Source organism: Chryseobacterium metallicongregator (assembly GCF_031324065.1).
Classification (GTDB): domain Bacteria; phylum Bacteroidota; class Bacteroidia; order Flavobacteriales; family Weeksellaceae; genus Chryseobacterium; species Chryseobacterium metallicongregator.
Map to the genome: position 1 here is coordinate 359,269 of NZ_JAVIXS010000006.1, position 13,598 is coordinate 372,866.

The 13,598-nt window shown below is 35.1% G+C and carries 10 protein-coding genes; all 10 read left to right on the forward strand.

The window, feature by feature from the left end:
• Nucleotides 1-277 precede the first annotated feature (277 nt).
• Nucleotides 278-952 (forward strand): response regulator, encoded by a 675-nt coding sequence (locus REB14_RS10245; protein ID WP_002977493.1) that lies wholly within the window; start codon nt 278-280, stop codon nt 950-952.
• A 48-nt stretch (nt 953-1,000) separates the two neighbouring features.
• Nucleotides 1,001-2,032 (forward strand): sensor histidine kinase, encoded by a 1,032-nt coding sequence (locus REB14_RS10250; protein ID WP_309522107.1) that lies wholly within the window; start codon nt 1,001-1,003, stop codon nt 2,030-2,032.
• A gap of 134 nt (nt 2,033-2,166) precedes the next feature.
• Nucleotides 2,167-2,766 carry an IS1096 element passenger TnpR family protein gene (locus REB14_RS10255; RefSeq protein WP_309522108.1) on the forward strand — a complete coding sequence of 200 codons (600 nt, stop codon included), beginning with the start codon at nt 2,167-2,169 and terminating at the stop codon, nt 2,764-2,766.
• Nucleotides 2,767-2,975: 209 nt separating this feature from the next.
• Entirely contained in the window at nt 2,976-4,325 is a 1,350-nt protein-coding gene (locus REB14_RS10260; protein WP_309522109.1) for an alpha-amylase family glycosyl hydrolase, read from the forward strand.
• Between the two features lie 122 nt (nt 4,326-4,447).
• Nucleotides 4,448-4,888, forward strand: coding sequence for a hypothetical protein (locus tag REB14_RS10265; protein WP_079242783.1), 441 nt, complete (start codon nt 4,448-4,450; stop codon nt 4,886-4,888).
• 135 nt (nt 4,889-5,023) lie between these two features.
• Nucleotides 5,024-5,818, forward strand: coding sequence for a thymidylate synthase (locus REB14_RS10270; RefSeq protein ID WP_079242782.1), 795 nt, complete (start codon nt 5,024-5,026; stop codon nt 5,816-5,818).
• A gap of 232 nt (nt 5,819-6,050) precedes the next feature.
• Entirely contained in the window at nt 6,051-6,269 is a 219-nt protein-coding gene (locus REB14_RS10275) for a hypothetical protein (protein ID WP_062674294.1), read from the forward strand.
• A gap of 24 nt (nt 6,270-6,293) precedes the next feature.
• Complete coding sequence (locus REB14_RS10280; protein ID WP_309522110.1) at nt 6,294-8,804, forward strand: M1 family metallopeptidase; 2,511 nt, start codon at nt 6,294-6,296, stop codon at nt 8,802-8,804.
• A gap of 169 nt (nt 8,805-8,973) precedes the next feature.
• Nucleotides 8,974-10,302 (forward strand): hydroxymethylglutaryl-CoA synthase family protein, encoded by a 1,329-nt coding sequence (locus REB14_RS10285; RefSeq protein WP_309522111.1) that lies wholly within the window; start codon nt 8,974-8,976, stop codon nt 10,300-10,302.
• Between the two features lie 406 nt (nt 10,303-10,708).
• Nucleotides 10,709-13,588 (forward strand): SusC/RagA family TonB-linked outer membrane protein, encoded by a 2,880-nt coding sequence (locus REB14_RS10290; RefSeq protein WP_309522112.1) that lies wholly within the window; start codon nt 10,709-10,711, stop codon nt 13,586-13,588.
• The last annotated feature ends 10 nt before the right edge of the window (nt 13,589-13,598 follow it).

Below are 13,598 nucleotides of genomic sequence, written 5' to 3' on the forward strand. Positions count from 1 at the left end.
TTAAGAAAACTTTAGGAGAATCTTAATTAATTATGAAGTTTGTATTAACAGGAGGAGGGGTTTTATACTTATCGATGTTTAATTTATATAATTATAATTTTTGTTTTAATGTTAATTATTATTCCTTATATTTGATTTGTGTATAATTATTTGTTAATTTTTTTATTGATTTTATAATTAATGTTTAAAATGTTGTTTTTTAATAATTAGTTAACATTTGGCAGATAGATGAAATCAATTGAAATAATTAATTTTGTGGGAATTCTTAAACTAGAAGATGAGCAAAAAAATTCTTTTAATAGACGATGAACTGGACATTTTAGAGATTCTGTCTTACAATTTGGAAAAGGAAGGGTATGATATCTATACAGCTACCAATGGGAACGAAGGTATAGAAAAAGCGAAGGAAATTGTTCCGGATCTTATCTTATTAGATGTCATGATGCCTGAAAAAGATGGTATAGAAACCTGTCAGGAACTTCGTAAAGTGAAAGAACTGCAAAAAACACTTATTGTGTTCCTTTCTGCAAGAAGCGAAGAATTTTCTCAGCTAGCAGGTTTTCAGGCGGGAGCCAATGATTACATCGTAAAACTGATCAAACCGAAAATCCTTATTTCTAAAGTGAATGCATTATTACAGCTAACCTCTCAGGTGTCTGACAATGCTAAACTCATTGAAATCGGAGACCTTGTTATTGATAAAGATAACTTCAGAGTTTCCAAAAGCGGACAGCAATTTCTTCTTCCTAAAAAAGAATTTGATTTGCTTTACCTTTTGGCTTCCAATACTGAAAAGGTTTTCAAAAGAGAAGAGATTTTGGAAAAGGTCTGGGGTAATGATGTGATTGTAGGTGAGAGAACCATTGATGTTCACATCAGAAGACTGAGAGAAAAACTGGGAATCAATACGATTCAGACTTTAAAAGGGATTGGGTATAAACTGATCGTTTAATTATTTAAAAATCTTAACTTTACGTTCAATCATTAAAATGTTGTAAAATTGAAATTTTACAGACTTACCCTCGTTGCCTCCTGTCTGCTGACACTGGTAATGCTCCTTTTAGTAGTCGTATTCGATTCGCTGAAAGATATCTATTATGAGACCCCTTTGTTCAAAACGGGTCTTTTCATCTGTATTGTCTTGATCTTCCTAATCAATTGTGTGGTACTGGAACTCCTTTTCAATTACTACAGCAGAAAACAGGTTAAAGGTCTTTCCGGATTTCTTCCTCAGGAAATAGTGCAGAATCATGATGAAAATATCACCATTAAAGAACTTGGTGAAAGATTCTCAGATCTCAATCAACAACAGGTATCAGAAATTGATATGATGAAAGAGATGGAAAGTTACCGTAAAGAATATATCGGAAATGTTTCCCATGAACTGAAGACTCCTTTATTTTCTATTCAGGGATATGTAGAAACTTTAAGAGATGGTGGAGTAGATAACCTTACCATCCGTGATAAATATCTCGAAAGAATTGATAAATCGGTAGAAAGACTGATTGCTATTGTCACAGATCTCGATATGATTAACAGGCTGGAAGCTGGTGAAATTAATCTTACTGTTTCAAAATTTGATGTTAATCTTCTGATCAAGGAAATCTTCGACCTTCTTGATCTTGAAGCTGAAAAACGAAATACCACCCTACAGATTCAGACGCTTCATCCACAGATTTTTGTGGAAGCTGATAAACAGAAAATTTCTCAGGTTTTCATTAATCTGATTTCCAATGCCATTCATTATGCCAACAGACAGGAAGCAAAAGTGATTGTAAAAACCAGTATACTGAAAAATAAGGTGCTGATAGAGGTGATAGACAACGGGATGGGAATCAAATCTGAAATTCTTCCAAGAATCTTCGAAAGATTCTATCGTGTGGAAACCAGCAGAAGTAGAAGAGAAGGCGGTTCCGGACTTGGTCTGGCTATTGTAAAACACATCCTTGAAGCACACAACGAAAACATTACTGTAGAAAGCGTTTACCTTGAAGGGACGAAATTCAGTTTTATGCTCGAAAAAAGTAAATAATTCCGGCAAAATGTAAGAAAAAAAAATATTTTAAAAAATCCTGAAATATTTTTTTGTCACATGTCATTTATTATATATTTGCAACAGAGATTTATCATAATTATAAAGGCAAAAAAGTAATTTAAGAAACTGATATGGTTTACAAAATCCGCGTAATATTAGATGCGAAAGAGGATATTTTCCGTGATATCGAAGTTAAGGGAAAACAAACGTTATGGAACTTACATTTAGGAATTAAAAGTGCATTCAGTCTGCAAGGAGATGAGCTTTCTACTTTTAATCTGTTAGAAGATGACGGAACAATCGTAAAAAGTGTCCCATTGGAAGATATGAGTGATGATGGTGACGGCGAAATTATGTCAGATGTTTACATTGATGAGGCTTTTGAAAATGTAGGTGACAAAGCACAGTTCCAGTATGGGCTTCTTGATCTTTGGGAATTCTTCTGTGAGCTTATTGAAGTGATCGAAGAAACAAAAGGTGTGAACTATCCAATCACAGTATACAGATTTGGAAATGTTCCATTAAAGGCTCCTAGCAAAAACGGAAGTGCAGGAGGTGGCAAAAAGAAATCAGCAATGCCGTTGGTAGATGATGAGTTTGGTTTTGAGGATGATTTCGGAGCAGGAGGAAATTTTTCAGATGAAGATGATGACAACTTTGATGATGAAGAAGAAGAAGACTACAATGACGATGTCTTTGATGAGGAAGATGACAATGACGATGAAAGATAGTCAATAAAAATACATGAACCCTGGGTTACAACCCAGGGTTTTTTATGTCGAAAAAAATCTGATCAGTCTTCCATACCTTTTCAATAAATATTTCCTCACTAATCTACCCTTTGATAATTTCGCCTTTTTATATTTTTACCTTCTTTACAATTTTGTTCTTTTACCTCTTCTCTCCAAAAACAATCCTTACTTTTGTTAAAAATAGTTTAATGAAAAAATTAATTTTGTTAGCTGTAATTGGTCTGGGAATTGTTTCCTGTACCACTCAAAAAAATATCCGGAAGATGACAGAACTGCCAAAAGATTGGAAACATACTACAAATATCTATGAAGTAAACATAAGACAATATACTCAGGAAGGAACTTTCAAAGCATTTGCAAAAGAAATGCCCCGCCTGAAATCGATGGGAATAAAAACCCTTTGGTTCATGCCCATTACACCAATTGCCCAACAAAATAAAAAAGGAAGTATGGGAAGTCCTTATGCCGCGGCAGATTATACCTCTGTCAATCCGGAATTCGGGACACTACAGGATTTTAAGGATATGGTGAATGAAGCACACAGACTTGGATTCAAAGTAATCATTGACTGGGTTGCTAATCATACAGGCTGGGATCATGTTTGGACAAAAGCTCACCCTGAATTTTATCTTAAAGACCCTGACGGAAAATTCCATATTGCTTCCGGAATGGACGATATTATTGAATTGGATTATAAAAACCAGGAAATGCGCCAGGCTATGATAGATGCCATGAAATTCTGGGTGCAGGAAACCGATATTGATGGTTTCCGATGTGACCTTGCTTCATGGGTAGAAGTTGATTTCTGGGAACAGGCACGTCCAGAAGTGGAAAAAGTGAAACCCCTTTTCTGGCTGGGAGAATTTGATGAATTGGAAAGCCCGGAATATGGAAAAGTTTTTGATGCCAGCTATTCCTGGAAATGGATGCACAAATCTGCCGACTATTACAAAAATAATGAACCTCTTCAGGAATTAAAAGATCTTTTGAGACAGTATTCCAATATCGGAGATGCCTCAATGAGAGCCTGGTTTACCACAAACCATGATGAAAACTCGTGGAACGGAACCGAATATGAGAAATATGGAGTGATTACAAAACCAATGGCAGTATTCTCGGCAACATGGAATGGGATACCATTATTATACTCAGGACAGGAACTTCCCAATATGAAAAGGTTGGAATTTTTCGAAAAAGATGTCATCAAATGGACCAATACCTATCAGGTTGCTGATTTCTATAAAACATTACTGGAGCTAAAGGCTTTTAATCCTGCCCTAAGAGGAGGAGATTCTAATGTGACAACATATCTTCTCAATACAACAGCAAACGACAAGATTCTTGCTTACGTAAGGAAAAATGGAAAAGATGAAGTATTGGTCGTTCTCAATATGTCTAAAGATGCTGTTAACTTTTCAATTGAAGATGAACATTTATCAGGAATATTTAGAAATGTTTTTGATAAAACAAAAAGAGATTTCAGCAACGGAAAAGATTTTAGTTTCAAAGTTTCTGATTATGCCGTATTTGAAAAATAAGGAGTAGTAAATCTTAACGCTTCATCTTTAAAGGTGCTCAATTCCCCTCCGGTGGAGGGGTGTCAAAATCTGTGATTTTGACGGGGTGGTTTTTACCACTCACAATAAAAAACAATCATCGAATGAACAAACAGGAAATAATCAATATCATTAAAGCAAAAGCAGCAGACAAAATTCAGTATTTTGAAAATCTTATTGCAGAAACAAGGGCTTCCAACAATGATACAAAAAGCTCAATGGGGGACAAATATGAAACCGGAAGAGAAATGCTTCAGCAGGAAATCAATAATTTGCAGAGACAGCTGAACGAAGTATTAAACCAGCAGGCTGTTTTGCAGAAAATAACATCCGATCCTTCAGAAAAAGTTCAGAACGGAGCATTGGTAAAAACTAATAAAGGATTGTTTTATATTTCAGTTTCAATGGGAGAAATTGTTTTTGAGAAACAGAAAATCATGACCGTTTCTGCAGAATCTCCTTTGGTGAAAATCATGTATGGAAAAAAAGCAGGAGAAAATTTCATTGTCAACACCATTCATCAGACTATTGAAAATATATGGTAAAATTACTGTCTGTTAGATTGCAGATATACAGTTGATTAATAGAAAATAAACATCATCCCTATAAAAAGCATTCATAAAAGTGAGTGCTTTTTTTGTTGGTTTTTACTAAATTTGAAACTTAAAATCTCATTCAAAATGCAAAACTACCTGGATCTTTTACAGCATATTTTAGACAACGGAACTGATAAAACCGATAGAACCGGCACTGGTACAAGAAGTGTTTTCGGATATCAGCTGAGATATGATCTGTCAAAAGGATTTCCTTTGGTAACCACCAAAAAAGTGCATTTGAAATCCATTATCTATGAGTTGCTTTGGTTTCTGAAAGGAGATACCAATATTAAATATCTTAAAGATAACGGAGTAAGTATCTGGGATGAATGGGCCAATGAAAATGGAGATCTTGGACCTGTTTATGGAGCACAGTGGAGAAGCTGGAGTGGAGCAGACGGAAAAGTGGTAGATCAGATTACCGAAGTAATCGATCAGATTAAAAAAAATCCGGATTCCAGAAGACTCATTGTATCAGCCTGGAATGTGGCAGAAATTCCTAATATGGCTTTAGCTCCTTGTCATGCTTTGTTCCAGTTTTACGTAGCTGATGGTAAATTATCTTTACAGCTGTATCAGAGAAGTGCTGATGTTTTCCTTGGTGTACCTTTCAATATTGCAAGTTATGCATTACTCTTGATGATGGTGGCACAGGTTTGTGATCTGGAAGTAGGAGATTATGTTCACAGTTTTGGAGATGTTCATATCTATAATAACCATTTCGAGCAGGTAAACAGACAACTTGGAAGAGAGCCAAGAGGGCTTCCGACAATGAAACTGAATCCTGAGGTTAAGGATATCTTTGATTTCGATTTCGAAGATTTTATTCTGGAAAATTATGATCCACATCCAGGGATCAAAGCTCCTGTAGCGATTTAATATTCTTAGATCACTTTTCTTTTTATTTACATCTATTATTTTTAACATTAGTAGGTGGCATTACCTATACCCATAAGTTGGGAAATCAGAATATAAATACTTCAGCATACTTTCTTTTGACAATTGTTTCTTACATTTGGAAGAATAACTTCTTCCGGTTTATTGTTTCATCCGAAAAGTGATCAACAGGCTGGTAGCGGATCGTATATTTCAAATGCTTAAAGATAAATTTATGAAGTATTTAAAAATTAATATAGAAGAAAATGCAGACATTGAAGCACTGAAAAATGCAGTACTTCAGTTGAAAGGAGTAGCATCCGCAGAAATAGTGGATGACGAAAATCCGGAAAGCGAACTCAAAAAAGCTTTTGCAAAAACGAAGGAACAGCTTAAAACAGGGGACTATGAAACATTAGTCAATGATATTTTCGACATCATCATAAAAAAATAATTCTAAAAATAATAAAGCAGACCGATGAGAAAGGCCATTTTATCAATTGCAATACTTGGAATCTTATTTTCCGCCAATGTATCAGCACAAACTGAAACTTCAGGAAGGGAAAAAGTGTACAGAGCTACCCACACTAAAGTAACGGAGCTTAAACACACTAAGCTAAAAGTAAATTTTGATTATCAGAAAGAACAGATGAATGGGGAAGAATGGCTCACCGCTTCACCTTACTTCTATGCAACAAATGAGCTTACTCTTGATGCAAAAGGAATGTTGATTCATGAAGTAGCTCTTGATAACAATGGCAAAAAGTCTCCTTTAAAATACGAATACAAAGACGATACTTTAAAAATTACTCTGGATAAGACCTATCAGAGAAATCAGGATTATACCGTTTACATTAAATATACATCCCGTCCGAATGAAGTGAAACAGGAAGGAAATATGGCAATCAATGATGCAAAAGGATTGTATTTTATTAATGCTCAGGGAACAGAACCGGATAAGCCTACGCAAATCTGGACACAGGGAGAAACAGAATCTTCTTCTGCCTGGTTTCCAACGATTGATAAACCTAATCAAAAGACAACACAGGAAATTTATATGACAGTTCCTGATAAATATGTTACCCTTTCCAATGGTCTTCTGAAAGATTCTAAACAAGAATCCAATGGGCTTAGAACCGATCATTGGGTGATGGATAAAAGACATTCTACCTATCTTTTCTTTATGGGAGTAGGAGAATATGCTGTGGTAAAAGACAAATGGAAAAGTATTCCGGTTGATTATTATATCGAAAAAGAATATGAACCGCATGCCAAGCAGATCTATGGAAATACTCCGGAAATGATCGACTTCTTCTCCAAAAAACTGAATTATGACTACCCTTGGGCAAAATATGCTCAGATTTCAGGAAGAGATTATGTAAGTGGTGCTATGGAGAATACAACCGCCACACTTCATGGAAGTGATATCCTTCAGAAACCTGGTCAGCTTATCGACGAAAATACATGGGAAGATACCATTGCTCACGAACTGTTCCACCATTGGTTTGGAGATCTTGTAACTGCAGAAAGCTGGAGTAATCTTACGGTCAATGAGTCCTTTGCGAACTATTCCGAATATCTTTGGAATGAATATAAATACGGAAAAGATCAGGCAGATTATCACCTGATGACTGATGTGAATAATTATCTTCACAATCCAACTGATTTTAATAAAAACCTGGTAAGGTTCAATTATGAATCCCGTGAGGATGTTTTTGATCTGGTAACCTATCAGAAAGGAGGAGGAATTTTAAATATGCTGAGAAATTATCTTGGAGATGATGCATTCTTTGCCGGAATGAATGATTATCTGAAAACCAACGAATATCAGAACGCAGAAGCACATCAGCTGAGACTGTCTTTTGAAAAAGTGTCAGGAAAAGACTTGAACTGGTTCTTTAATCAATGGTATTTTGGAAACGGAAACCCGAAGATAAATTATACGTCTACATTTGAACCTGTGAAAAAACAGGTTACTGTAACTATTAATCAGACTCAGGAAAAACCATTTGAATTTCCTCTGGCTATAGATGTATATGACAACGGAAAACCTAAAAGATACAATGTCTGGGTAAATGCAGAAGCTAAAAATACTTTCAATTTTGATGTTTCTAAGTCTCCGGATCTTATCAATGTTAATGCAGACGGAGTTTTACTGGCTGATATTACAGATACTAAAACCCCGGAACAGAACCTGATGCAGTTTACCAATTCCAAAGAATTCAAAAGCAGATATCTGGCTTTAAACGGAATTAAAGATCAGACTGGGAAAAGCCCTGCTGCTGTAAAATTACTGGCTGCGGCATTAAAAGATCCTTTCTTCAGAGTAAGAATAAAAGCTTTGAATTTAATGGACCTTACTAATCCTGAACAAATGAAAGCTTTGGGTGCTGAAGTTGAAAAACTGGCTTCCAATGATCCGAAAACATTGACTCAAGCTGCAGCTATTGCTGCTTTAGGAAAGACAAAAGATAAAAAATACCTTCCTTTATTTGAAAAAGGTGTAAATGCCGTTTCCAACGCGGTAAAAGGAAATTCTATGAGTGCGCTTCTTTCTATCGACCCGTCAAGAGCCAATAATCTGGCTGATAAAATTGACATGAAAGGAGCATCAGACGAACTCAGAGCACAATTGCTTCCAATTATTGTTAAAAACAAAATTACCTCTCAGATAGAAAATATTGCCCCTCTTGCTACTTTTTACCCATTCATTAAATTCCAGAATCCGGAATTGGGAAAAGCTGCAGAAGACGGTTTCAATTGGATCATGACTTCTGATAACCTGAAAGCTACAGAAAGCATTACAAAAGTAGCAGGATATGCCAAAAATCAAATGGCGGATAATCCTCAAGCTAAGATGATGATGTTACAGATGCTGAAAGATGGTTTGAGCAAAAAAATGGAACTGCTGAAACAGAATCCACAAAATGCAGCAAGTATCAACAAACAGATCGATGTCATTAATAAAGCCATTGAAAATTATAAGTAAAAAAATGAAGCCGGCAGATTTGCTGGCTTTCTTTTTATAGTTACGTATACCTAAATTGTTAGATTTTATTTTTAAATACATTGGTTTTTAACGATGTTGCAAAAATTAGCATTTTTTACGACTGTTTTTTGCATTATCTTTCATAAATTCGTTTAAAATTTAGACAATTATGAGTTTTGGAATTGAAGCAGCGGGTTATTATGTGCCTGGTTTATATTTGGAAATTAAGGATTTAGCAGAAAAAAGAGGAATAGAACCAGCAAAATTGGAAAAAGGCTTAGGTCTTCATAAAATGGGACTTTCTGATGTTCATGAAGATGCTGCTACTTTTGCAGCAGAAGCATTACTAAAGCTTATAAAAGACTATCAAATCAATCCTAAAGAAATAGCAAGAGTATACCTTGGAACAGAAAGCGCGGTGGATGCTGCAAAACCTACAGCTTCCTATGCTGTACAAATGGTAGAAAAAGTATTGGAAGAAGAATTTGGAACAAGATGTTTCAGAAACTGTGACGTATTGGATATGACTTTTGCCTGTGTAGGAGGAGTAGATGCATTGCATAACGCTCTGGACTTTGTAAGAGTAAATCCTGATAAAAAAGCAGTCGTTATTGCCAGTGACTATGCAAAATACGAATTGGCTTCATCAGGAGAATATACACAAGGAGGCGGTGCTGTTGCTCTTTTGATTTCCTCAAAACCGGATCTTCTTGAAATAGAAAATAATTGGGGAGTTGCCTCAGAAAGTGTCTTTGATTTTTTCAAACCGAGAAGATCATATAAGAAAGAAGACTTGAATGGAGCTCCGGAAGCATATCCTGACACCATTGAAATTTTTACAGATGAGCCTGTTTTTGACGGGCAATATTCTAACCAGTGCTATCAGGACAGAATAAAAGAAGCTTACAATCATTATAAAGAAATAACAGGGCAGGAAAAGCCGTATGAAAACTGGAAATACATTATTTTCCATCTTCCTTATGCCTTCCATGGGAAAAGGGTTTTTACAGAAATCTATAGCCTGGAGAATGGTCTTTCCTATGAAACCGCAGATGAACAAAAAGCAGTAGCTAAATCTGAAGACTATCTGAAGTTAATTAATGATAAGATAGAAAAGACCCAGAGAGCTTCTTCCGAGATCGGGAATATGTACACTGCTTCTATTTTTATGGCATTTCTTTCCGCATTACAGACTTCTTTTAATGAAAATGAAGAACTTACAGGAAAAGAAATTGGTTTTGTAGGTTATGGAAGCGGTTCAAAATCAAAGGTTTTTGCAGGTAAAGTGTCAGATGGCTGGAGAAAAGTAGTGGAGAAATGGAATTTATTCGAAAAACTAAACCAAAGAACTTCTGTTGATTTTGATACCTATGAGAAACTTCACAGAAAACAATTGAAGGAATCTGTAAATAATCAATATAAAGGTTTTGAACTTGTTTCTATTGAAACTGAAAATCCGGTTTTAATTGGAGCTAGGTATTATAGTTATCATAAGTAAGACTATCCTTTAGTAAATCGTAGAAAAGCATCTCATATTTTGAGATGCTTTTCTTTTTGGGAATATTTTTTATGGAATATTTTAATCATTTATATGCTTTTATGCGAATTTGTATTGTTTTATTTTGATTTTTTTTAAGATAAATTTTACATTCTGTTAATTTTTTGCACTGTTTTTTTTAATAAAGTTAAACCTTGTGATTTTTTTTTCACTTGTTAAAATAGAGTCAAATGTCTATTCTGATTTATTTTTTTAATTAATAAGAATAATTCCCGATCTGGGATGGTATTTATTAATCTTTATTAAGAATTAAATATTTTTAAGGTGTTGTTTTACAGTGTTTTGTGAGTTGAATCTGTTAAGGATTATTAACATATTTGTTTCTTTATTCTTAAAATATGTTAATATGAATGGAAAATTACATGTGCTCAGTGCAAGTGCTCTGTTTTTTTTAGGACAAGGTTTAATGGCACAAAAAGCAAAAAAGGATACCATTACCACACAACTAGAAGATGTTGTGGTAGTAGGATACGGAACGCAGAAGAAAAAAGAAGTTACAGGATCTGTAGCATCGATTAAAGCCTCCGATATTTCTACTATTGCGGCTCCGAGTTTTGAGCAGCAGTTGGCAGGTAAAGCAGCAGGTGTTCAGATCACAAGTACTACAGGTATTTTGGGGGAAGCGCCCAGAGTACGGATAAGAGGGGTTGGTTCAATTAATTCCGGGATCTCTCCTTTGTATATTGTTGATGGAATACCCATTTTCTCGGGTGATGTTGGTGGGCAGACTTCTACCAACGGTCTTGGAGATATTAATCCAAATGATATTGAATCTTTTGAAGTCTTAAAAGATGGTGCAGCAACGGCTATCTATGGATCCAGAGCGGCAAACGGAGTCATCCTGATTACCACCAAAAAAGGGAAAAGCGGGAAGCTAAACCTGAATTTTAATAATTATGCAGGATATGCAATGCCAATAGGTCTATACAATCTATTGCAGACCCCGGATTTTATTACTATTTCAAATGAGAAGAGAGCAAACGCAGGTCAATCAGCCATTGCAGTGGGTACACAGTATAATACAGATTGGCAAAAAGCAGTTTTAAGATCTGCGGCTTTTCAGACAGATAATCTTTTATCTGTTTCAGGAGCATTCGGAAAGTCAAGTTACTACACTTCTATAGGATATACCAAGCAGGAGGGGGTTGCTATTCCTAATGAAATGAAAAGATTTTCTACCAGAGCTAATATAGACCATCAGGCTTTTGATTGGTTAAAAATTGGAACTAACCTTAGCTTTACAAAAACTGATTATGTTGGATTAAATACCGGAGCATCTTCACTTTCTGGAAATATTTACAATGCCATCAAGCAATTGCCCAATACTCCGATTTATAACCCTGATCATCCTACAGGATACAATATTGATTTTTCTGATCCCAGAATAGTGGGGAGGTGGCAGAACTTATTGCCGGCCGGAGATAATATTACCAATATTATGTATGTGCTTGATAATAATAAGTTGCAATCCAGTGTAAACAGACTTATCGGATCTGTTTATTCAGAAGTGAGATTATATCCGTTTCTGAATTATAGATTTCAGGTAAGTGTTGACCAATCCCAGACCAAAGGATTTTACTATTATAATCCTGTACATGGAGATGGCCAGGGGACAAATGGAGAGATTAGAAATGATTTTTCTGATTATTTAAGAAATAATATTCAGAATATTCTGACATTCAATAAAACATTGGCAGAAAAACATCATGTTACTTTAGTAATGGTGCATGAATATCAGAAACAGAAGTTACAAAGTTTTTATGGAGGAGGAAAAAATTTATCTACTCCTTTTTTTAATAATGGAATTATTTCCGGATCTGTAGGTACACCACAATCCGGCGGAGGAATTACAGAGCAAGGAATTATATCATACGCTGGAAGGTTTAATTATAATTATGATGGTAAATATTTTTTACAGGCTTCTGTCAGAAGAGATGGACTGTCTTCATTGCCTTCCAGAAATAAGTGGGGTAGTTTTCCGGGAGTATCAGTAGGCTGGACAGTAAGTAAAGAAGATTTTATGGAAGGAGCTCGTAAAGTAATTTCAGATCTTAAATTAAGAGCTTCCTATGCGAAAGTTGGAAATACCGATATTGGTAACTATCCATATATGGGATTATATAGCAATTTCAAATATGCAGATTATAACGGTGTCGCTTATTCACAGATAAATAACCCAAATCTTATGTGGGAAACAAGTAATAAAATGGATTATGGAGTAGATTTTTCATTATTTAAAAACAAACTGAAACTGACATTTGATTACTTTGAGAATAAGATTACAGATATGATTTTGGATTCTCCTCTTGCATTATCCCTTGGAGTTCCTAATAACAGTATCTCTAAAAATATTGGGGATATGCGAAATCGTGGATTCGAGTTTTCTGCTGATTATAATATTGTCAATACTGAAAAGTTTGGTTTGGACATCAATGCTAACTTGACACTAATGAATAATAAAGTGCTGGCTTTAGCAAACAATAACGCTGATATATTTCCTACTGCCAATAATATCATTCGCGTAGGAGAGTCTTTAAAGTCCATTTATGGTTTTGAGTATTGGGGGGTAAATGCTGTAAATGGAAACCCTGTTTATTACAAAGCTGATGGAAGTTTGGTGCAGGGGCTTGTTGGAAAGGGTGTTTATGCTGTTTTCGACCCATCTAATCCTAATGACGTTAGTAAGTCTGCTTCTTTGAGTTTATCAGATAAGAAAATTCTTGGAGGTACATTACCAAAATATTTTGGAGCACTGAGTTTAAGATTCAGATTCTATGATTTTGATTTGGGAACAACAGTCAGATATAGTGGTGGAAATAAAATATTTAATGCGACCAGAAGAGATTTAATGACATTGAATTTCAATAATAATTCTGCTGAGATCCTGGGAAGATGGCAAAGTCCTTCAAATCCTGGTGACGGAATGACTCCCAAGTTGTATTTTGCTGATAATACATTTACCAATCAGACAAGTAATGCTTCATCAAGATTTTTAGAAGACGGAAGCTTCATCAAATTTGATATCATTAGCTTAGGATATAGCTTCCCAGAAAAGATTCTTAAACCAGTTGGAGTAAAAAAACTGAGAATTTATTTTCAGGCTCAGAATGCATTCATTATTACTAAATACAAAGGGTTAGATCCTGAAATGGAATCTGCAGGTGTAGATTTTAATGGAACACCTCGTCAGAGAGTATTCAGTATGGGCTTAAATATTTCATTATAAAATAAATAAC

Excerpts from the sequence above, each read along its gene's own strand:
- REB14_RS10265 (WP_079242783.1), top strand. The coding sequence starts at position 4,448 with ATGAACAAACAGGAAATAATCAATATCATTAAAGCAAAAGCAGCAGAC.
- REB14_RS10280 (WP_309522110.1), top strand. The coding sequence starts at position 6,294 with ATGAGAAAGGCCATTTTATCAATTGCAATACTTGGAATCTTATTTTCC.
- REB14_RS10260 (WP_309522109.1), top strand. The coding sequence starts at position 2,976 with ATGAAAAAATTAATTTTGTTAGCTGTAATTGGTCTGGGAATTGTTTCC.
- REB14_RS10290 (WP_309522112.1), top strand. The coding sequence starts at position 10,709 with ATGAATGGAAAATTACATGTGCTCAGTGCAAGTGCTCTGTTTTTTTTA.
- REB14_RS10255 (WP_309522108.1), top strand. The coding sequence starts at position 2,167 with ATGGTTTACAAAATCCGCGTAATATTAGATGCGAAAGAGGATATTTTC.
- REB14_RS10270 (WP_079242782.1), top strand. The coding sequence starts at position 5,024 with ATGCAAAACTACCTGGATCTTTTACAGCATATTTTAGACAACGGAACT.
- REB14_RS10285 (WP_309522111.1), top strand. The coding sequence starts at position 8,974 with ATGAGTTTTGGAATTGAAGCAGCGGGTTATTATGTGCCTGGTTTATAT.
- REB14_RS10275 (WP_062674294.1), top strand. The coding sequence starts at position 6,051 with ATGAAGTATTTAAAAATTAATATAGAAGAAAATGCAGACATTGAAGCA.
- REB14_RS10245 (WP_002977493.1), top strand. The coding sequence starts at position 278 with ATGAGCAAAAAAATTCTTTTAATAGACGATGAACTGGACATTTTAGAG.